The sequence below is a fragment of the Evansella cellulosilytica DSM 2522 genome, from assembly GCF_000177235.2.
Classification (GTDB): domain Bacteria; phylum Bacillota; class Bacilli; order Bacillales; family Salisediminibacteriaceae; genus Evansella; species Evansella cellulosilytica.
The window spans coordinates 2,986,821-3,008,623 of sequence record NC_014829.1; the positions used below are offsets into that span (position 1 = coordinate 2,986,821).

Genomic DNA, 21,803 nt, shown 5'->3' on the forward strand with positions numbered 1-21,803 from the left:
ACATTTGTCACTAGGTACTAATATTTGGTTATAAAAGTTTGCTTTCAAATACAAAATTCAAACTTTTCAAAATAATATGTTAGATTTTCTAACGAATATCATTACAAACCTTCAAAGTTATTTTAAAGTATAAACATAACAAAGGATGTTAACTACGTTCACACAGAAGGGGATGTTTTTAAAATGACAGTAGCAACAGGTAATTCTTTAACAAAAGCTAATCGTGTCGCGGAGATTGAGGAAGTAATTAAGGAGAAAAATGTTGAGCTTTTACACTTACAATTTGTAGATATTGAGGGAATTTTAAAACATGTAACTGTAACAGCTGAGCAGCTAGATTCCGTTGTAGATGGTAAAATCATGTTTGACGGATCTTCTATTCAAGGCTTCTCACCAATCAATAAATCTGATTTATATTTACAGCCAGATTTAAGAAGCTTTGCGGTACTACCTTGGTCGGTCGAAGAAGGTTATTCTGAAGCTAGGTTCATATGTAGCGTAAAAAATCCAGACGGAACGGACTTTGATGGTGACCCTCGTAACGTACTGAAAAGAACAGTGGAAAGAGCCGAAGAACAGGGTTATGCCATTAATGTCGGACCTGAACTTGAATTTTTCTTATTCGAAACAGATGAAACAGGTCGTCCAACACAGCAAACACAAGATTTCGCGGGTTATTTCGAGCCATCACCACACGATAACGGTGAAAAAGTTAGACTTGAGATTTACCGTGCATTAAAGGCAATGGGCTTTACAATTGAAGCTTCTCACCATGAGGTAGCTCGTGGCCAGCACGAAATAAACTTTAAATACTCTGATGCGCTAACTACTGCAGATAACGCAATCACATACAAATGGGTAGTAAAAACAGTTGCGAAAAAGTTCGGACTACACGCAACATTTATGCCAAAACCAATTGCAGGGGAAAATGGGAGTGGGATGCATACGAACATTTCATTATTCGATATTAAAAAAGGGGAAAATGCCTTTTATGATACGAATGACGAAAAGGAGCTTTCAGCAACAGCTTATCAATTTATTGCCGGATTATTAACTAACGTGAAAGGATTTGCAGCTGTAACAAATCCCCTAGTTAATTCTTATAAGCGTTTAGTTCCTGGATACGAGGCACCTTGTTATATCGCTTGGTCTGCTTCTAATCGTTCAGCTCTTATTCGTATCCCTGCTATGCGTGGACCTGCAACGAGAGTAGAAATTCGTTGCCCAGACCCTACTGCTAATCCATATTTAGCATTTGCTATTATTGCATCCGCTGGATTAGACGGTGTAGAAAAAGGATTAGAAGCTCCAGACTCATTTGATGAAGATATTTTCAGTATGAGTGCAGAAGAGTTATTCCTTCAAGAGATTGACAATTTACCAACTAGCTTAGAATTTGCTGTAGCTGAATTTGAAAAAGGTGAAATTGGTAGAAAAACATTTGGTGACCACGTATTTAGTGAATATATAGATTTAAAACGTGAAGAGCTAGATAGCTTCCGTACTACTGTTCATGGTTGGGAACTAGAAAACTATCAAACTAAATTTTAATATTATAAGAAAAGGGTGATTCAAAGGGTGATTTTGAGTCACCCTTTCAGTAGTTCAGCGCTTCTAGAAGTTCCTTTTTCTTTTTCGTTAATATGGTAGTAGTTAACCAATAAATGCAGCCACCAAACATATAAGCGACGATATCCCAAGGGTCAGTGACACTATTAGATAGATACATCGGTGTCACGTACTCCCAAAAAATTCCTACAACGAACGTAAACGACGACACCTTTAAGAAGCTATTTATGTATAAATGATTTTGTTTTCCAATAAGTATGATTGTATTTGCAATAGCAACTATCATTACACCGCCAAAGATATCATTAAAGTACGAATGGATGAAAAAGTGATCTGTCATCTTTTTAATATAATATGTATTAAAAGCATAAATAAGAGCACATAGAATAATAATCGTTACGTTTAAAATAGAGACAAAATAAGTACTGCTACAATAATTGCACCGACTACTCCCCAAAAAGATAAGCCATTCCCTCCTTGTTGTGGTTGTTCTTGGATTAACCTTTCAAATGGAAAACCACAATTCGGACAACTTCCTGCTCTTGTTGAAACGTTATGTCCGCATTCAGGACAAGGTCTTAACGCCATATTAATACCTCCGTATAATAAAATAGAAATTTTCTAAATACTTAATATAATGATAAACTTTGCTCTTCTAAGTATCAATCCTTTTACAAATTTATCAGTAGCAGTTTGATATTTGTTATAACAACGATTAAGCACTTTCACCAAATTAGCTTTTCTTTTATATTGTATTTTAGTAAACTTCTAATTAATTACAACGAAATATCTCTCAACGCTATCCAAATGAGGTGATGGACAATGGCTAAAGAAAAGTTGGAATCTTTACATCACAAACTAAAGAAACAAATCATTCAAAACATCCAAAATGGAACATATAAATCTGAGGACAAACTACCTACTGAAATGCAACTGTGTAACGAATATAATGTTAGTCGAACAACAGTAAGGATTGCTTTACAGCAATTAGTAGCTGAAGGTCGCATTTATAAAATTCAAGGAAAAGGTACTTTTGTATCAAGCTCAAAAATACATCAATCGCTTACTACTGCGAAAAAAGGATTTACTAAACAAATGATCGAGCAAGGATACGAACCAAGCACTAAAGTACTTGTACTTGATGTCATTCCTGCAGATGAAACAGTAGCAGGTCCGCTACAAATAAAAGAAAACGATCCAGTGACAAAACTTGTAAGAATTCGTTATGCTAACGAAGATCCGTTACAATATGAAATAGCCTATATTCCTTGGGGGGTAGCTCCTGGTTTAAGTCATGATAAAAAGGAATGCGAAAATTCCCTTTTTCAATTATTAGAAAAAAAATACGATGTAAAAATTGAACGAACTGTAGAAGCAATAGAACCAATTTTAAGCAACAAAGAAATCAGTAACTACTTAAATATTAAAGAGGGTTCACCAATTTTTTCATTAGAAACAACTACATATAATACGAAACAGCAAGTAATCGAATATTCTAAGGCATACTTTCGTGGGGACCGTTCAAAGTTTGTTATAGAGAGATTATACAACGAAAATTAAATAGTGGTTTTGAAAAGGGATAAAGTAGTTTTATGTTTGTCTATTTGGATACTTTTTTATTTCTTTAAAATTGTGCTAGTAGACGTACTTCACACGCTATTTCTTTTGCTCAAGGGCAAATGGCTACTCGCCATCTGCCCCCTTACTACCCATGACCGGTAAGCCCACATTTCAGCCTATCATCGCCATAACGCTATTATACAAATTGAGGTAAATAATGACGGTTTTCACGAAGAATGTCATCTAGTATTTTTTTAGCAACGTCTGAATCTGCTACTAATGGGTGTGTTATTAAAGCTTGTAAGGCAATGCCATAATCTCCTTTAACTGCAGCAGTAACCGTTAATTCCTCATAAGCCTTCACAACTTGTAATAAGCCTCGTATATGCGGAGATAATTCGGTTTCAATTTGGATAGGATGTGCTCCGTTACGATCTATCACACAATTCACTTCAATGGAAACATCATCTGGCAACTGTTTGATCAATCCATTATTTCGAACATTAACTATTTGAGTATCTTTTTTATTATTGTAAATAGAGCAAATAAGCTGAACTGCTGCCTCAGAGTAATATGCTCCGCCTCGTTTCTCCAATTCCTTTGGTTTCACTTTTAAATTTGGATCTTTATATTTTTCAAATAAATCATTCTCGACCTCTTTTACAACGTCTGCTCTCGTGCCCTCTGTTTTAGATTTTTCTATTTGCTCCTTTAACATTTGCTCTGGCATGTAATAATAGCGGTGATAGGCACAAGGTAAAGCGTTTATAGACTTTAATAATTGTGGTTCCCACCCTAAATCAGGAATATTCTTTACATGAAGGCCACTATTATTCGCTCTTGTCAGTACATCATGCGTGACATTGACACCATTCACTTCTACCTTTGTCGTCCAATTTAGATGATTGATTCCTACCATTTCTAATGACACGTCTGATGGCTTTACATCGAACCAGCTTGCTACTTGCATTTGAGTGCCAATAGGTAAGTTGCAAAGCCCTATCGTTTTTACGTTAGAGTGTTTTAACACTGCCTCCGTAACAATGCCAGCCGGATTCGTAAAGTTTAGCAAAAATGCATCAGGTGCTAATTCCTCGATTTCCTTGCAAATGTCTAATATTACTGGAATCGTTCTAATTGCTTTAGCGAAGCCACCAGCACCAGTTGTTTCTTGTCCTATACGGTTGTATTTTAAAGGTATTTGTTCATCACGTGCTCTAGCATCTAACATACCGACACGAATTTGTGTGGTTACGAAGTCTGCACCTTTTATTGCCTTTTTACGATCTGTAGTTAAATGGAGTTCAATCGGTACGTCTGCTTCCTCCAGCATTCTTTTAGCTAAACTGCCGACGATGTTTAATTTCTCTTCTCCTTCGGGAATGTCTACTAAGTACAATTCTTTCACTGGTAGCTCATTATAGTTCTTTATAAACCCTTCGATTAACTCTGGTGTATAAGAAGAACCTCCTCCTATAACGGCAATCTTTAAACTATTTCCCTTCATGTGAATATCCCCCATATTTTTCAAATTTCTGTTTCATTTCTTCAGTAACAGGAATACGTAAATGATCCATCGCAAGCATAATCGCTCCATATACAGGCTCAATGTTTGGTATAACAATATTGTAATTAGTAAGTTCTGTTTCTAACGTTTCTTTTAATGAACGTAATAGCGTGTTGTTCCTCCCTTTTTGAACAATACTTCCTACAAGCACGATCGGGATATTACCATTTTCTTTAACCATTTGTAATCGCTTTATTACGGATAATGCGGCAATTCCTAATTCTTTTCCTGATTCGGCTAAAATATCATTTGCCAATGCGTCTCCTTCTTCGGCAACTTCATGGACAATTTTTGCAAGTCCAGCAGGGACATGATATATGTCATCGTCTAAATAGCTGTGAAACAACTCTTCCACTGATTCAAAGCCCAAGTATTGCGGTACTTTATTAGTTAGCACAGATGGTTGCTCTCGAAGCTCCCAAGAACGAATTGTTCTTCTAAATGCTTCTGTTGCAATTTGCCCACCACCAGAGAAGTCTCCGAAAAAATAGCCAAACCCTCCAGTTTGAATAGTCTCACCCTTCTTATTTCTCCCTGCAGCATTTGTCCCCGTTCCACATACTAAAACGACACCTGTGTAGTCGTCACTTCCTATACGAAGTCCCTCCATCGTGTCACAAACAACATCCCACTCTTTAAAAGGAAGACGCTTTAAAGCCGGGAGAATAATGTCAAAATCCTTTTGTCGATCAGCACCAGATAATCCATACTGGACAAATGTAATATCACTGTATTTAAGCTTTGCATTATTTAAGGCCATTTCAATAGCTTTTCTTATTTCTGTTAAAGCTTTATCCATTCCAACACTTTGATGATTACCACCTCCAGCTATGCCTTCTGCTATGAAGGTACCAGATTGGTCAGTGATTACCGCGTACGTTTTCGTGCCTCCACCATCAATCCCCATTACATACATCATTACTCTTCTCCTTCTACACAGATATTTGTAATAAAAATAATATAACAATTTGTCTGTTGTTATAACAAATTTTATCAGTATTTATCTAAGCTGTAAATAATGCAATTAATATTATAGACTTTTCTTTTATGTTAACTTTGTAGATGATGTGGAACATGTAACTTCGATTACTGCTGACTTAACTTTTTTCTACGAAACTTCAAGAAAAGAACATTATTTAAAAAATGTTTAACATACTAATGAAAATAGTGTACAATACACAAGGGCGAATGTTATTCGTCACAATTAACTTTAATATTCGTATTTAGGAGTGTTATTTATGGACAACGTGTTCGATTACGAAGATATTCAATTAATTCCTGCTAAAAGTGTTGTAAATAGTAGATCAGAGTGTGATACAACGGTCACTTTTGGAGGGCATACTTTCCAATTGCCTGTTGTGCCTGCTAATATGCAGACAATTATAGATGAAAAAATTGCAATTTACCTTGCTGAAAACGGTTATTTTTATATCATGCACCGTTTTCAACCTGAGAAACGTGTTTCCTTTATTAAGGATATGAAAGAACGTGGCCTTATCGCTTCAATTAGTGTTGGAGTAAAAGAAGAAGAATATGATTTCATTGCGCAATTAGCATCAGAAAATTTAATCCCTGAATTCATCACTATTGATATTGCTCACGGACATTCTAATGCAGTAATCGAGATGATTCAGCATATAAAAAAACATATTCCTAAAAGCTTTGTCATTGCTGGGAACGTCGGTACACCAGAAGCTGTAAGAGAATTAGAAAATGCTGGAGCTGATGCTACTAAAGTTGGAATTGGACCAGGTAAAGTATGTATTACGAAAATTAAAACTGGTTTCGGAACAGGTGGCTGGCAATTAGCTGCCCTTCGTTGGTGTGCAAAAGCTGCTAGTAAGCCAATTATTGCTGACGGCGGTATTCGTACTCACGGTGATATTGCAAAGTCCGTTCGTTTTGGTGCATCGATGGTTATGATTGGCTCTCTATTTGCTGGTCACGAAGAATCACCAGGTGAAACCGTCGAAAAAGACGGTAAGCTTTGTAAAGAATATTTCGGCTCAGCCTCTGAGTTTCAAAAAGGCGAGAAGAAAAATGTAGAAGGTAAAAAAATGTATGTTGAGCATAAAGGCTCACTAAAAGATACGTTAGAAGAAATGAAGCAAGACCTACAATCCTCTATCTCTTATGCAGGTGGAAGAAAATTAGATGCAATTCGTAATGTCGATTATGTTATAGTTAAAAACTCTATCTTTAATGGTGATAAAGTTTATTAAAGAAAAATGAGGGTGATTTTAAAGGTTGCTTCCAACCTTTGGAATCACCCTTCAGTATTTTTTATTACTTATGAATTATCCTGCTTTGCCTTATAACGAATGATAACTGTACGAGCATAGTACTTGTTCGTATTTTTCATTTCACTATCATGCCCTAAATGATGTTTAACAGCAATTATGATATATTTAATATAATTGTGTTCTGAAAGGATGTTTTTTAATGAAAAAAAGTGTAGTGATTGCTGAAAAGCCTTCTGTTGCTCGTGATATCGCACGCGTATTGAAGTGTAATAAAAAAGGAAATGGTTTTATAGAAGGAGATAAATATATTATTACTTGGGCACTCGGACATTTAGTAACATTAGCTGATCCAGAGGCGTATGATCAAAAATACAAGTCATGGAAGATTGAAGACTTACCGATGATTCCGAACCATTTAAAGCTAGTCGTTATAAAAAAAACGAGCAAACAATTCCATGCAGTAAAGAGTCAATTGCACCGCTCAGATGTTGGTGACATCATTATTGCTACAGACGCTGGGCGTGAAGGTGAGTTAGTTGCTAGATGGATTATCGAAAAGGCAAAGATTAGTAAGCCGACAAAACGTCTTTGGATTTCGTCGGTAACAGATAAAGCGATTAAAGAAGGATTTCAACAATTGAAAAATGCGAAGGCGTACGAAAACCTTTACGAATCTGCCGTTGCTCGTTCCGAGGCAGATTGGTATATCGGATTGAATGCAACGAGAGCATTGACGTGTAAGTATAATGCTCAGCTATCTAGTGGACGTGTTCAAACACCAACTTTAGCCATAATTTCTCAACGTGAAGAGGAGATTAGAAGCTTTCGGCCAAAAGCTTTTTATGGAATAACAGCAAAAACTGAAGAAAACTTAAGTCTCTCTTGGCAAGATAAACGTTCGAAAGACTTCCGTTCTTTTTCAAAGGACAATATCACTAACATACTATCAAATATAAAGGGAAATAATGCAACAGTAGTGGAAGTATCGAAAAAAAATAAGAAAAACTTCGCACCGCAACTATATGATCTTACTGAATTACAACGCGATGCAAATAAAGCATTTCATTATTCTGCAAAGGAAACGTTATCGATTATGCAAAGGCTGTACGAGCAGCATAAGGTGCTAACATATCCACGAACCGATTCACGATATATATCTGATGATATTGTTGACACATTGAAAGACAGAGTAATTGCTTGTGGCAAGAGCTATAGTGAATACTCAAAGTTAGCAAATAAAATCGTTCAAAAGCCATTGCAAGCGAACAAGTCTTTTGTTGATAACACGAAAGTATCCGATCACCATGCGATTATCCCTACTGAAGAAGTCGCGAACATCGCGATGTTTTCAGATAAAGAAAGAAAAATTTACGATTTAGTTGTGAAACGCTTTTTAGCTGTTCTCTCTCCTCCGTTTGAGTACGAGCAAACAACGATAGTTGCTGAAATTGCTAGTGAAACATTTATTGCCCGCGGTAAAAAAGTAAATTCACTCGGTTGGAAAGAAGTTTACGGAAATGTGATTGAAGATGAGGAAAGTGATGATGTAAAAGAACAGGTGATACCTCAGATTGTAAAGGGCGATACACTTACGATTACAAAAGTCTCCCAAACAGAGGGCGAAACGAAACCACCTGCCCGCTTTAATGAAGCAACTTTGCTTTCAGCAATGGAAAATCCTGCGAAATATATCGTTGGTGAAACGAAGGAACTAGCAAAAACGTTAGAAAAAACAGGAGGATTAGGTACAGTAGCCACACGTGCTGATATTATCGAAAAGCTGTTTAATAGCTTTCTTATAGAAAAAAAAGAGAAAGATATCCACCTCACTTCTAAAGGGAAACAATTGCTTGATTTAGTGCCATCTGATTTGAAATCACCTGCATTAACAGGGGAATGGGAACAAAAGCTAGAAGCCATTGCAAAAGGTAATCTAAAAAAGAACGACTTTATTAATGACATGAAAGAATACGCTAAAACTGTAGTTCATGAAATAAAAAATAGTGATAAAAAGTTCAAGCATAATAACATGACTGGTACGAAATGTCCTGAGTGCGGAAAGAATATGCTTGAGGTGAACAGTAAAAAAGGAAAAATGCACATCTGTCAAGACCGTGAGTGTGGTCACCGTAAAAACATATCTAAAGTGACAAATGCCCGTTGTCCGAAATGTAAGAAAAAATTAGAGCTTCGTGGTCAAGGGGAAGGGCAAGTATTTGCTTGTAAATGTGGTCATAAAGAAAAGCTTGCTACATTTAATGAACGGAAGAAAAAAGAAAAAAATACGAAGCTATCAAAACGAGAAGTAAATAACTTTATGAAGAAACAAAATAAGCAACAAGATGATGAGCCGTTTAACCCCGCACTGGCAGATGCATTAGCAAAATTAAAACTAAAATAAGAAAACCTAAAAACGAGCTTAGTGAAGCTCGTTTTTAGGTTTTCTTAGAAGCGGTGAAGAAGTGATGCCACATGTCTTTAAAGTAGTAGTGAGTGCTCTTCTCTCTACTACGCGTGGCATCACTTCCACCGCCTTTTTAGCACTTCTTATGAATAGACTAAAAACGAGCTTAGTGAAGCTCGTTTTTAGGTTTTCTTAGAAGCGGTGAAGAAGTGATGCCACATGTCTTTAAAGTAGTAGTGAGTGCTCTTCTCTCTACTACGCGTGGCATCACTTCCACCGCCTTTTTAGCACTTCTTATGAATAGACTAAAAACGAGCTTAGTGAAGCTCCTTTTTAGGTTTTCTTAGAAGCGGTAAAGAAGTGATGCCACATGTCTTTAAAGTAGTAGTGAGTGCTCTTCTCTCTACTACGCGTGGCATCACTTCCACCGCCTTTTTAGCACTTCTTATGAATAGACTAAAAACGAGCTTAGTGAAGCTCGTTTTTAGGTTTTCTTAGAAGCGGTGAAGAAGTGGTGCCACATGTCTTTAAAGTAGTAGTGAGTGCTCTTCTCTCTACTACGCGTGGCATCACTTCCACCGCCTTTTTAGCACTTCTTATGAATAGACTAAAAACGAGCTTAGTGAAGCTCGTTTTTAGGTTTTCTTAGAAGCGGTAAAGAAGTGATGCCACATGTCCCCATAAATTGTAGAAAGTATTGGCAATAGCTTCGTTCGTTGCGCGACTACTATGAGAAACCCACTCATAGTAGAGTTTCAAAAGATTGCAACGACTACGCTCATTGCTTCGAGGGACTGAAAAAGTGAAGGAACACGAGGCCGCTGAAAAAGTACTTAAATTCAAAGGGTGGACTAATAAATATAAGGTTGTTTGAATATAGAAGTTGATGAGACCTGTGCAAACTCGCTTTCCGTGGGCGGCTGGTGAGCCTCCTTGACCTGTGGTCTGCGGTGTCTCACCCCTGCCTTCGATCCCACAGGAACGAGCGACTCTTCTTCGCTAATGCTTCGAGTTGTCTCGACGGATACGCTCCGTAGCATATGCTCGTAGAGGAAGAGACAGTAACCTCGCTTGCTCCGGTCTCATCAACTTTCCCTATAATGAGGTATATTGAATATTAATGCAACGAAACAGCAAGTTTTTCACTTTTTCAGTACCCTCTGCTCTTCTCGCTACTACGCGTGGCATCACTTCCTCTGCCAGTTTTCATCATGTTCGTAAGATTAGCTAGAAAAAATCAAATTAATAGCCGCAATCGCGACGAGCACTATCGCAAATCTTTTAATTAAGCTGCTAGGAAGTTTTTCGAACCACCTAAGCCCAACCATTGTACCGATGTAAACTGCGATAGTCCCAATAAAAAAGTATATTGCCATCGCTGAATGAAAGTCACCATTCATGCCATGTAATACTAATGTTAAAAGGCTCGTTACAACGACAGTTGCTTGCATATTGGCATTATATTTGTGTTTTTCTTTATAGCGTAGTAAAAAATAAAAAACAAAGAAAGGACCTCCTACAGCAAAAACGCCTCCAATAAATCCACCGAGCAACCCTAAAACTACCGGAACATACGGCTTCATTGGAGTAGTAGGTGCCGCTTTTCGGCTATTTAATAGTAAATAAAAAACCATTCCAATTAGAAACAACCCTAAATATGTTTTTAATATATCCATTTCCCCATATGTACTTAAAACAAAAAAAGCGGCGATTCTTCCGAAAATAGCCGGTATCAAAATAACGAGTAAACCTTTTCCATCAATATATTGATATATTTTAAAAATAATACTTAACGCAGAAATTAATAGGAGAGTAATCACTATTAAAGTACTATCCTTTAACGTAAGAATAAGTGGCAAAAAGCCCATTGCTACTAGTCCAAAGCCAAAGCCACTAGCCCCCTGTACAAATCCTCCGATTAAAATGATGATAAATATAAAGCCCCATTCTACTATCATGTCAACATTACCTCGTTCAGTTTTATTTACTTAAGTTAGCTGGAATCAAAAAGGTGACATAAAGTATCCCCCTTTACATCACCCTACTTGTACTTGATTATTAAATCTCAATGATAATTGGAAGAATCATCGGCTTCTTTCTCGTATGCGAAAATAAATATTGACCAATAGATTTTTTTACGTGCTGTTTAATAACTCCCCACTCATTTTTATTTGATTCTGGAACTTCATTGACCGTTTTTTCTATTAGCTTATTCACGTCCTTTAACAGTTCCTCTGATTCACGCATATACACAAACCCTCTAGAAATTGTATCAGGACTAGTTACGAGTTTTTTCTCTGATTTACTCATCGTTAAAACGACGATTAGCATTCCGTCCTCGGAGAGTTGTTTTCTGTCTCTTAATACGATATCTCCAACATCTCCAACCCCGACACCATCTACATACGTATTACCAGCAGTCACTTTCCGTGTATGCCTCGCTATGCCTGATTTGATATCAACGACATCGCCGTTATTAATAATAAAAGTGTTTCCTTCTTCTACACCAATAGACTCTGCTAATAGTCGATGCTTTTGAAGCATTCTCATTTCTCCGTGTATCGGGATAAAATATTTAGGTTTCATGAGCGTAAGCATGAGCTTTAAATCTTCCTGATATCCGTGACCAGAAACATGCATACCTGAACTACTTCCTGAACCATATATCACGTTGGCCCCTATCGTAAACAAGTTATCGACGATACGTGTAACATTCCGCTCGTTACCTGGAATAGGGCCAGCTGCTAATATGACTGTATCCCCTGGCAGTACCTCTACTCCACGAAAATTACCAGTAGAAAGACGTGATAATGCTGCCATTGGTTCTCCTTGACTACCAGTACACAATATCGCTACCCTCTCAGGAGGAAGGTCATTTATTTGATTTTGGTCAATGATCATTCCTTCTGGAACTTGCAAATACCCTCGCTCCATTGCAACCTCGACAACATTTACCATACTACGACCAAGTAATGCAAGCTTACGATTTGTCTTTCTTGCTGCATCAACTACTTGCTGAACCCGGCTCACATTTGATGCAAATGTGGAGAGGATTACCTTTTGCTGTGCCTTCATAAATGCTTCATCTACATGCTCTCCAACCATCTGTTCTGACGGTGTTGCTCCTGGTCGTTCAGCGTTTGTACTTTCAGATAATAAAAGTAAAACACCTTCCTTCCCTATTTCGGCTAGCTTATGAATATCTGCGTGCTCGTTTTTCGCAGGTGTGTAGTCAAATTTAAAGTCACCAGTATGGACGACATTTCCTTCTGGTGTACGAAATACCATCCCTAAACAATCTGGAATACTATGTGTTACTTTAAAAAAGTCGACGCTTACTTTTCCAAAGGTAAGTTCTGATGCACTCGTTATTTCCTTCAGCTCAGATTCACGCAAAATTTTATGTTCTCTTAGCTTTAACTCTATTAAACCGAGTGTAAACCTTGTCGCAAATACAGGAACATTTAATTTTTTTAAGAAAAATGGTATACCACCTATATGATCCTCATGTCCGTGAGTGACAATTAATGCTCGTACTTTTTCTTTATTTTCCTGCAAGTAACTCATGTCAGGAATAATAAGATCAATGCCTAACAAACTTTCATCAGGAAATTTATTCCCACAATCAATAATAATAATGTCATCTTCATATTGAATTGCATACATGTTTTTTCCGATTTCGTTTAAGCCACCTAAGGCAAAAATGGACAATGTGTTTTCTTGTTTACTCACATGGATAACCTCCACCTTGGATTAGTAGTGATAGTATATCCAACACACATATAATTATTAGGGAAGGGAAATAAGAAAAGAGGCCGGGACAAAAGGTTGTTTTTTCCTTTTGTTCCGGCCTCCTTTTCTTAGAAGCGGTGAGGAAATGATGGACACATGTCACTATTTCTCGCTATTACTCACGGATGAAAAATTCCACTGCAAGTTATATACTCCCTACCTTTTCAAAGAAAGTGTTTCAAAGGGGGGGGGAGTTTCACCGCTAAAAACTTTTTAAACTATCAATAAAAGGTTTTAAGCTTTCTTTTTCATCAATCAGTTTATGAAGGCGATCTTTGTCATTAGTAAAGAAAAGGTATATCGCTTCTTTTAATTGTTCGTTATTAATTCCGTCTTCCTTCATTTCCTTTAGTATGTTTGCCCACTCTGGTGCTTCATGCCCTCTTTGGGGATTACTATCTGCAATTCTCACAACATTTTCAAAACTATTGTCATGATATAGCTCTAAAGCAATCAAATAACCAACATAACTGTTTAAAGTGTCTTTTTCAACGGTGTCTCGGAAAAGTTGCCTTGCCTCCTCATATTCTTCGTCCATGATCAATGCTTTCCCATACATAGCATCAGCAGAAATGCTTCTATTGCTCTCATCTCCTACCATTTTTTCGTACCACTTCCTTACCTCTACCCAAGAGCCTTTGTTTGAATAATGCTGCATAATATCTACCACGATATCAGGGATTGGGTTCACATTCCCTAATGCTAACAAATACGCTAATGCTTCTTCGTGCTCTTCATCACTTACTGCCTTTATTCTATTTAGCATACGTAAGCTATGAACATCATCACTATTGTTTTTTACGTCTTTTTTATATGTTGCATATGCTTTTTCAATTTTACCTTCGAGCAAAAGGTTATCTGCCTCTGTCATCTTTCTCTCATTTAAATGAAAGAAAGGAATGTCTCCCATCGTTTCTTCTTGTAAGCGATACCCATTGCTTTGGCCAATGAGTTCTCCTGCTTCATTAAATGCTGATACCGACCAAAAAAATGTTCCTTCTGTATTCGTAAAAGCGAGTAAACTTTCTCCTTGCACGTTATCCCACTCCCCTTCACCAAACATCACACCGACTCTTTGATTGTATAAGTCATCTACTGAAACTGTAATAGATGATTCTTTAATGCTTTCTTTAAAAGGACTAGACAGCGCCGAACCATCTACTTGAATACCAACAAAAAGCGAATAGCTATGTGCACCGTCATAATTTTCCCATGAAAAAGTGATCTCATTTTCTTCAATCACTTCATATTTTGTTGGAGTATGTGTGTCTATTAATGGGGTTAGGACAATATTATACGGTTCTGCCCCTATACCTCCAACCTCAATCGTTTCGTACATATCTACCGGCCATACCCAACCATCTACTTGCTCAAATGATAGACCAATATATGCCTGATAGCTGCCTGGCGCAACATGATTAAATTGGAAGCTTCCATCGGCATTTGTCACCGTATAGTGGCGTTCATTTTCCAAACTACTAGAATAAAAGTCGTCTGCCGCATCCCTTAATACGACAACCACATTTGACAGGGGTTCTCCATTTGATTTCATGACTTTTCCTTCTAAATTGTGAAAATCACCATCACCATTTACATTTAATAACTCCTCTTGTAGATCAATTAGATTATTGTAATAAGGACTTCCTAACCATCGATTTGTATAACCTTCGTCATCATTAAATTCGTCAAGCAAACTATCATGCCAGTCAGAAAACTGATCGATCGCATCCTCTAAATGAAGAACAGCCTTCTCTTTTTGACCTTGATTTACATATAACTTTGCTTGCAAATACGCTAATTGCATTTTTTGATCTTGAAAATGGTCCGTCACTTCGTGCTCATATTCGTCTATTTTTTCTTGTGCAATGATAAGTTCCTTTACGTCTAAAGCTTCTTCAATAGCTAGTATGTTTAGATGGTGATAAATATAATCGTCGTCAGAAAATTGAGAGACTACTTCCTCAATTACAGAAGAAACCTTCTCATATTCTCCATTTTCTTTATAAAAAAGTGTAACGATTTCTACTGCTCGAAGGGTATAGTCGTTTGCAGGCGCTTCCTCCAAATATTCTTCAATATAAGGAACTGTCTCCTCGATGTTAAAAATCCGATTCGTATTAACGTCAAGCGAATGGCTACTACCTCCTGGCCCAATGAATACATCGTAACCATCAGTGTGAACTGGTTCAATCATGTAATCTATTATTAGGTTTGTGCGATTGCGAGAATTATCTTCTATACTTGCTACTATTTGTTCCTTTGCACCATCGATATTTCCATTAGCAATTTGTCTATTAATACTCCAGCTTTCTAGCTTAGGTTGAAAAAAGAGAATAAATAATAACAGTAACACGATAACTCCGCTGAAGCATGCGACTAGATGTTTAACCTTCAATTGAACCTTCATTGTCCATCTCTCCCTTTTTCCAATAAATCATTCCAGTAAAAGCTTCCGCCACTTTCCACAATTTGTCTATTAATTTCCATATCTCCGTTTAAAGTTGAGAACACTGTTCCGACAGTGATTACAAAAAATAAAACAGCGCTAATTGGTACTAGAGGGATGGTAATTTCTTTATTCCAGAAGCACAACAGCTTTCCCTGAAATGTTTTAGGATGCGTGTGCTTAATTACTTCTTCATGATGAGTAAATGAGTATGATGAAAGTTCTTTTTTTAACTGGTCATTCACCCTAATTTGTTCTTCGCTATTATTCATCATGCAACGCTCCTTTCGTTAATACCTCTTTTAATTGTCCTCTCGCACGAGCTAACCTTGTTTTCACAGTGTTTTCCTTTTCTTTTATATAGAATGAAATTTCTTTAATTGATAGCTCTTGGAAATAAAATAGCGTAATGGCTTCTCTGTAAGGATACGAAAGTGATTGTATTGCCTTATGTAAGCTGCCATCATTTAACGATTGTATGAGTAACTGTTCCGGTATCTTCTTTGAGTCTTCTATATTTGTAAATTCTTCTCCACGCTTGGAAAGGAAAATGTTTTTCCAGCTCCAGCTTCTCATCCTTGCTTTACAACCATTTAATGTAATGATAAATAACCAGCTTTTTAGCTTTTCTTTTTTTTCTAACGTATGGATTTTTTTAAAGGCTGTTATAAACGTATCTTGAACAATTTCCTGTGCTAGAAATTCATCTTTCACAAGGAGAATAGCAGTACGAATTAATTCGTTTCCATAGCTATCCATCAGCTCTCTTAAAGCTTCTTCATCTTTATTTCGTAAACGGTCAACAACATCCACACTCACTCCCCCTTCACATATGGAGATGTTAGATCATAAAAAAAGGTTTCAAATATTGCAAACTTTTTATTTTTATTTTAGCACGTCTCATCTATTCAGATTTCTTAGTCTTAAACAATACAAAGGCTGGTGACTTTTATCATTGAATCGATGTAAGAAATGCATATATAATAAAAGTCTATATGACGACCGCTGAGGAGAGACTAAAATTGAAGATGTATATGTTATCTATCACTATTTTCCTATTATTTATAAGTTGCAGTTCCCCTCACAATTCACAATCTCCAAATAATGAATTAACGATAGCTGCTGCAGCCAATAAGCAGCTAGCATTCACAGAAATTGGAAGGCGATTTGAAGAAGAAACTGGGACAAACGTTACTTTTTCCTTTGGCTCTTCGGGGCAATTGGCGGAGCAAATAGAAAATGGAGCCCCGTTTGATATTTTTGCTGCAGCAAACATTGATTTTGTTGACCGATTACGAGAGCAAGACCTTCTCATCCAAGAAACAGAGACTACATATGCATATGGAAGAATTGGAGTGGCTACTCTCCCCAACACTTCCTTCTCTATTAATCATCTTGACGATTTACTACAAGATGATATAAAACGAATTGCTATTGCTAACCCTGATCATGCTCCGTATGGATTAGCAGCTAAAGAAACGCTCGTTGCAACTGGATTATGGGAAGATGTAGAATCGAAATTAGTATATGGGAGAAACATCAACGACACGTTAACGTTTATCGAGACAGGAAATGCTGAAGCTGGTATTATTGCATTATCTTTATATAAGGAGGAGAAGATGGACTTCTTCCTCATTGATGATCAGTTACATGAACCGTTAGAACACGTCATTGCCGTTATAAATCGTACAAATGCAGAGGAATTAGCTCGTGAGTTTATTTCATTTATTAAAGGACCTATCGGTAAACCGATCATGGAAAGTTATGGTTTCGTAGTTCCGGAGGGAAAATAGATGTTTGATGATATTAATTTATTTCCACTTTTTTTATCCTTAAGGGTTGCCTTTACTGCAACGCTTTTTGCACTCATTATCGGTCTCCCAATAGCTTATTATATAAGTCGCTCCAAAGGGCGATTCGCAGATATGATTGATACAATCATTACATTACCAATTGTATTGCCTCCAACTGTGCTAGGATACTACTTACTTGTTTTATTTGGCAGACAAAGTCCAATAGGAGGATTTCTTGAAGGTCACTTTAATATTACGATTGTTTTCACACCAACTGGAGCCGTTATTGCGGCGTTAATCGTTTCTATTCCGTTTTTAATTAAATCTGCTCGCACAGCATTTTCAAGCATTGATTCGTCTTATATTCAAGCGGCCAGAGTGTTAGGACACTCAGAATTAAATATATTTTTTACAATTATCTTCCCATTAGCCTGGCGTGGCATTGCAGCAGGCATTACATTAGGATTTGCACGAGCATTAGGTGATTTTGGTGCAACATTGATGATAGCTGGAAGCATTCCAAACGAAACGATGACAATGCCAATTGCAATTTATGATGCATTGCTTGCCGGAAATCGAGAGCTTGCTAATGTTTTAGTGATGATCATGACTATCGTCTCCATTATCGTTCTTTATGCTATCAACCGATTAGAAAAAAGACTAATAAGGACAAAAGAATGAGGTGGTTACCATACTGAAAGTTGCTATTCAAAAATCACTGCAGCATTTTAAACTTAATACAACATTTGAGGTTCATGCGGGGATAACAGGCATTATTGGTCCATCGGGTAGTGGTAAAAGTATTACGTTACAATGTATTGCTGGGTTACAAAAACCGGATAGTGGATCAATCAATTTAAATGGCGTCACCCTTTTCGATAAAAATAATCGTATTTTTGTAAAACCTAAGGATAGAAAAATAGGCTATGTCTTTCAAAATTATGCTTTATTTCCTCATTTAACTGTTGAACAAAATATTGCATATGGTCTAAAGTCTGAACGAAAAAATGACATTAAAAGTAAAGTAAAGACTATGATTCATACAGTTCAACTTACAGGCTACGAAAAGTATTACCCTCACCAGCTATCTGGAGGACAACAGCAAAGAGTCGCTTTAGCGAGAACATTGATCACAGATCCTGAAGTACTATTACTAGATGAGCCATTCTCTGCACTCGATCACCAAGTGAAACAAATAATGGAGCAGGAAGTAATACGTATCATTAAAGAGAATTTTCAAGGCATTGTACTTCTAGTTACCCATAATATGGAGGAAGCCTATAGGCTTTGTGATACGTTCATGCTATACCATGAGGGAACTATCGTACAAAGTGGACATAAAGATCATGTCTTTAAACAGCCAAGAAATGTGATCGCGGCTAACATTGTTGGTTGTCAAAACATTCTCAAAGTTGATTCTGTTAATCATTTACAAAACAATGTCGACTGTACCGTTTCTGGTGTAAAAATACGTATTGCAAAACCAAAAGCATATAACGCAAAGTACATTGGGATATATGCTGAGGATGTTCTGTTTGTAAATAGTGACGACCATGATGATAATGTTTTTTCCTATCAATTACTTGAAACAATAAAAGGCATCCACCACGCAAATATTATAGTAGTAGTGGAGGATTCCTTTAAAATACAGGCAACTATTCCTAATGAGAAGGTTGCTTTCCTAAATGACAATAACCGAGTTAAGCTCCCTTCACATCAATTATTTTTATTAGAAGAATGATTATAACTGCAGCTAAAGGTAAGTAGTAAAGCGCCTCTTGACAAATTTTCTAAGTCAAGAGGCGTTCTATTGTTAACTAGTTTCAATATCTCTCCTGTTAAAGCCGATAAACCCTACTACCATTAATAGAACTGCGATTAACGACAAGATAATTAAAGGTAAAAACGTAACTTCCTCAACTGGTGCTTGAGGTATATGTCCGAAAGGCGACAATTTCCCTACCCAATCGGAAAGCTGGAACATATTGCCTAAATATAAAGTCATAAAGGAATATAGGAAATATAACCAAATAAGAGACGTAAGCCTTGGCAAAAAGCCAATAAAAAATACGCAAATCGCAACCATGACTAACATTGCCGGGAAGTAGCTCATCATTGTACCATATATCATACTAAAGCTAAGTCCTTCCTCCATTACAGCATCTCCAGCTGACCAAAGCCCTAGAGCAGCTAGTGAAAACATCAGGAATCCGTTTATAACTGCAATAACGATATAGCTTCCCATCAAATGATTTCTCGAAATTGCTCTGCCTAATATATGGTCTATACGATCTTTTTTCTCCTCACCACGAAGTTTATTCATCGCCATAATTGGAGGAACAGTAGCTAATAACGTAATCACAATCATTAACATTGGCAAGAACTGCTCAACAATAGATGCACCTTCTATGTCTGCAAGTATTTGTTTCATCATTTCATTATCGCCAAAGAATGCTTCTAAATCGCCTAATACAGACCCATAAGATGCTCCAAGTACAAACATCCCAACAGCCCAGGCGATAATACCTGTTCGTTGAAGACGGATTGCAAGTCCAAGTGGGCTTAGTAAAAGCTTTGATGCGAAACGCTTCCCTCCCTTAGTAGGTAAAAATCCTCTCTCTAAATCTCGAATCGCATTTAAATAGTTTGCCAGAATAAATAACAGTATTGCCCCGCCAATCATGAGTGCTAGTGGCCACCAATTATTTTCTCCATATACTTCCATTTTCGTTACCCAACCTAGTGGTGCTAACCAAGATAACGTGTCATTGCTTACGTCCGTAATCGCACGGAATAAATATGATATAAGCAAAACAGCAATAGACAAACCTATTGTCCCACGCGAGCTATCTGATATTTGCGCAAAAACAGCCGTGACTCCCCCAAAGAACAGACACGTTCCTCCGAGAGCAGCGCCATACAGTAACGACCCTTGAAGATCCAACGTTTCAATTCCAAGTGCATAAAGTCCAAAACCAATAATAAATGTCAACAAAACACTTGTAATGACTAACACTATTAATGTGGCATTTAAGTAAGAAAGTCTCCCTACAGGTAGTGAGCGTATTAGTTCAATGCGTCCATCCTCTTCGTCTGCTCTAGTATGACGTGTCACGATTAAAATCGCCATCAAACCTACAACGACTGCTGTCATTAACAGCATCGCATGTGCAGTCATGACGCCAACAGTATAATTCTCTAAATCAGCTGGACCTGTCATCGCGGTCATCGCTGGATTTGCCATCGTCTCCGCTATTCCAGCTCTCTCTTGATCATTTCCATATAAATCATCATAGGCAATCGGAACAATTAATGTAAAAAGTGTAAGTCCTAATAACCATAGTGGGATTCTAATTCGATCAAGCTTTAAAATAAATGTAGATAGGTGGCTTGTTTTTGTGACTAAACTTTTAGCCATTATTTTTCACCTCCAGCTCCTGTACTTTTATTCGAGCCTTCATAGTGGCGCATAAATAAATCCTCAAGCGTTGGAGGTGCACTTTCTAGCTTCAAAATGCCAAATTGACTCACATGTTTCATGACATGGTCCATTTGCTCACTATCTACCTGGAATGAAAGTCCATTCTCTTTTTCTTCAAGTTCGTGAACTCCTAACATATTAGCTAGTTCGTTAACAGGCTCTTTCGTTTCCACATACATTTGTGTTCTAGTGAGGTGACGCAATTCACTTAGGGAGCCTGTTTCTATTATTCTACCTTCGCGAATAATCCCAACTCGATCACATAGCTTCTCTACCTCTGATAATATATGGCTAGACAATAGTACACTTTTCCCTTGCTGTTTAACTTCCATGACACATTCTTGGAATACATTTTCCATTAACGGGTCAAGTCCTGAAGTCGGTTCGTCTAAAATATATAAATCAGCATCTGAAGAAAATGCTGCTATTAAAGCAACCTTTTGCCGATTCCCTTTTGAATATGTTCTACATTTCTTAGTGGGGTCTAAATTAAACCTTTTTATCAGTTCCTCTCGCGTATTTGTGTTATTTCCTCCACGAAGCTTTACAAATAAGTCAATAACTTCGCCTCCTGTTAAATTAGGCCATAAATTGACATCTCCTGGAACGTATGCAACCCGCTTATGAATGTCTACAGCGTCATTCCAAGCATCCATATCAAAAATCTGCACTTCTCCTTTTGTAGCTTTTAATATTCCGAGAAGAACACGTATCGTAGTAGATTTCCCAGCCCCATTAGGCCCAATAAAGCCAAAAACCTCGCCTCTGTTTACCTCTAAATTAACGCCGTCTAAAGCCCTGAACTTACCGAACTCCTTTGTCAAATTTGTTACTTTTAAAAAAGCCATGTTCAATCCTCCTTTTAGGATTTATAAAAAATGAAATATTTTAACTTATATATTTCATAATATACACAGTTCTAACTTTATGCAATATATTTTGAAATAG

18 protein-coding genes are annotated in these 21,803 nt (G+C 37.1%); 7 read left to right on the forward strand and 11 right to left on the reverse strand.

Annotated features, from left to right (window positions below; all coding sequences use genetic code 11):
- The first annotated feature begins 183 nt into the window (after positions 1-183).
- Entirely contained in the window at positions 184-1,551 is a 1,368-nt protein-coding gene (gene glnA / locus BCELL_RS13870) for a type I glutamate--ammonia ligase (protein WP_013489382.1), read from the forward strand.
- Between the two features lie 46 nt (positions 1,552-1,597).
- Here glnA and BCELL_RS13875 read toward each other — a convergent pair whose 3' ends face one another.
- Positions 1,598-1,855, reverse strand: a complete 258-nt coding sequence (locus BCELL_RS13875) for a hypothetical protein (RefSeq protein WP_013489383.1) — start codon at positions 1,853-1,855, stop codon at positions 1,598-1,600.
- Positions 1,856-1,971: 116 nt separating this feature from the next.
- Positions 1,972-2,157: a zinc ribbon domain-containing protein gene (locus BCELL_RS13880; RefSeq protein ID WP_041808279.1), complete on the reverse strand. Its 186-nt coding sequence runs from the start codon at positions 2,155-2,157 to the stop codon at positions 1,972-1,974.
- 234 nt (positions 2,158-2,391) lie between these two features.
- Between BCELL_RS13880 and BCELL_RS13885 the strand changes: the two genes are divergently transcribed.
- Positions 2,392-3,129 carry a GntR family transcriptional regulator gene (locus BCELL_RS13885; RefSeq protein ID WP_013489384.1) on the forward strand — a complete coding sequence of 246 codons (738 nt, stop codon included), beginning with the start codon at positions 2,392-2,394 and terminating at the stop codon, positions 3,127-3,129.
- Positions 3,130-3,325: 196 nt separating this feature from the next.
- Here BCELL_RS13885 and BCELL_RS13890 read toward each other — a convergent pair whose 3' ends face one another.
- Positions 3,326-4,636 carry a 6-phospho-beta-glucosidase gene (locus BCELL_RS13890; RefSeq protein ID WP_013489385.1) on the reverse strand — a complete coding sequence of 437 codons (1,311 nt, stop codon included), beginning with the start codon at positions 4,634-4,636 and terminating at the stop codon, positions 3,326-3,328.
- Positions 4,623-5,615, reverse strand: coding sequence for an N-acetylglucosamine kinase (locus BCELL_RS13895; RefSeq protein WP_013489386.1), 993 nt, complete (start codon positions 5,613-5,615; stop codon positions 4,623-4,625). Before BCELL_RS13895 ends, BCELL_RS13890 begins: the two co-directional genes overlap by 14 nt.
- A gap of 319 nt (positions 5,616-5,934) precedes the next feature.
- On the opposite strand from BCELL_RS13895, the gene guaC reads away from it, so the two are divergent.
- Together guaC and BCELL_RS13905 are read left to right on the forward strand one after the other, a co-directional pair.
- Positions 5,935-6,918 carry a GMP reductase gene (gene guaC / locus BCELL_RS13900; protein WP_013489387.1) on the forward strand — a complete coding sequence of 328 codons (984 nt, stop codon included), beginning with the start codon at positions 5,935-5,937 and terminating at the stop codon, positions 6,916-6,918.
- A 220-nt stretch (positions 6,919-7,138) separates the two neighbouring features.
- Positions 7,139-9,340 carry a DNA topoisomerase III gene (locus tag BCELL_RS13905; RefSeq protein ID WP_013489388.1) on the forward strand — a complete coding sequence of 734 codons (2,202 nt, stop codon included), beginning with the start codon at positions 7,139-7,141 and terminating at the stop codon, positions 9,338-9,340.
- Positions 9,341-10,566: 1,226 nt separating this feature from the next.
- Here BCELL_RS13905 and BCELL_RS13910 read toward each other — a convergent pair.
- The 5 genes from BCELL_RS13910 to BCELL_RS13930 all read right to left on the reverse strand — a co-directional run bounded on the left by BCELL_RS13910 (position 10,567) and on the right by BCELL_RS13930 (position 16,394).
- Complete coding sequence (locus tag BCELL_RS13910) at positions 10,567-11,301, reverse strand: sulfite exporter TauE/SafE family protein (protein WP_013489389.1); 735 nt, start codon at positions 11,299-11,301, stop codon at positions 10,567-10,569.
- 100 nt (positions 11,302-11,401) lie between these two features.
- Positions 11,402-13,075 (reverse strand): ribonuclease J, encoded by a 1,674-nt coding sequence (locus BCELL_RS13915; RefSeq protein ID WP_013489390.1) that lies wholly within the window; start codon positions 13,073-13,075, stop codon positions 11,402-11,404.
- Positions 13,076-13,337: 262 nt separating this feature from the next.
- A complete protein-coding gene (locus BCELL_RS13920; protein ID WP_013489391.1) occupies positions 13,338-15,542 on the reverse strand; it encodes a carboxypeptidase regulatory-like domain-containing protein in 2,205 nt (734 codons plus the stop codon).
- A complete protein-coding gene (locus BCELL_RS13925; protein ID WP_157184202.1) occupies positions 15,539-15,856 on the reverse strand; it encodes a hypothetical protein in 318 nt (105 codons plus the stop codon). The genes BCELL_RS13920 and BCELL_RS13925 overlap by 4 nt, the downstream gene beginning before the upstream one ends.
- Positions 15,846-16,394, reverse strand: a complete 549-nt coding sequence (locus BCELL_RS13930; protein ID WP_013489393.1) for a sigma-70 family RNA polymerase sigma factor — start codon at positions 16,392-16,394, stop codon at positions 15,846-15,848. The genes BCELL_RS13925 and BCELL_RS13930 overlap by 11 nt, the downstream gene beginning before the upstream one ends.
- A 215-nt stretch (positions 16,395-16,609) precedes the next feature.
- On the opposite strand from BCELL_RS13930, the gene modA reads away from it, so the two are divergent.
- The 3 genes from modA to BCELL_RS13945 are packed head-to-tail and all read left to right on the forward strand — an operon-like array spanning position 16,610 to position 19,115.
- Complete coding sequence (gene modA, locus BCELL_RS13935) at positions 16,610-17,374, forward strand: molybdate ABC transporter substrate-binding protein (protein ID WP_157184310.1); 765 nt, start codon at positions 16,610-16,612, stop codon at positions 17,372-17,374.
- Positions 17,375-18,055 carry a molybdate ABC transporter permease subunit gene (gene modB / locus BCELL_RS13940; RefSeq protein WP_013489395.1) on the forward strand — a complete coding sequence of 227 codons (681 nt, stop codon included), beginning with the start codon at positions 17,375-17,377 and terminating at the stop codon, positions 18,053-18,055.
- Position 18,056: 1 nt separating this feature from the next.
- Positions 18,057-19,115 (forward strand): sulfate/molybdate ABC transporter ATP-binding protein, encoded by a 1,059-nt coding sequence (locus BCELL_RS13945; RefSeq protein ID WP_013489396.1) that lies wholly within the window; start codon positions 18,057-18,059, stop codon positions 19,113-19,115.
- 72 nt (positions 19,116-19,187) lie between these two features.
- Here BCELL_RS13945 and BCELL_RS13950 read toward each other — a convergent pair whose 3' ends face one another.
- Positions 19,188-20,792, reverse strand: a complete 1,605-nt coding sequence (locus BCELL_RS13950; protein WP_013489397.1) for an ABC transporter permease — start codon at positions 20,790-20,792, stop codon at positions 19,188-19,190.
- Positions 20,792-21,703, reverse strand: coding sequence for an ABC transporter ATP-binding protein (locus tag BCELL_RS13955; protein WP_013489398.1), 912 nt, complete (start codon positions 21,701-21,703; stop codon positions 20,792-20,794). Before BCELL_RS13955 ends, BCELL_RS13950 begins: the two co-directional genes overlap by 1 nt.
- Positions 21,704-21,803 lie beyond the last annotated feature (100 nt).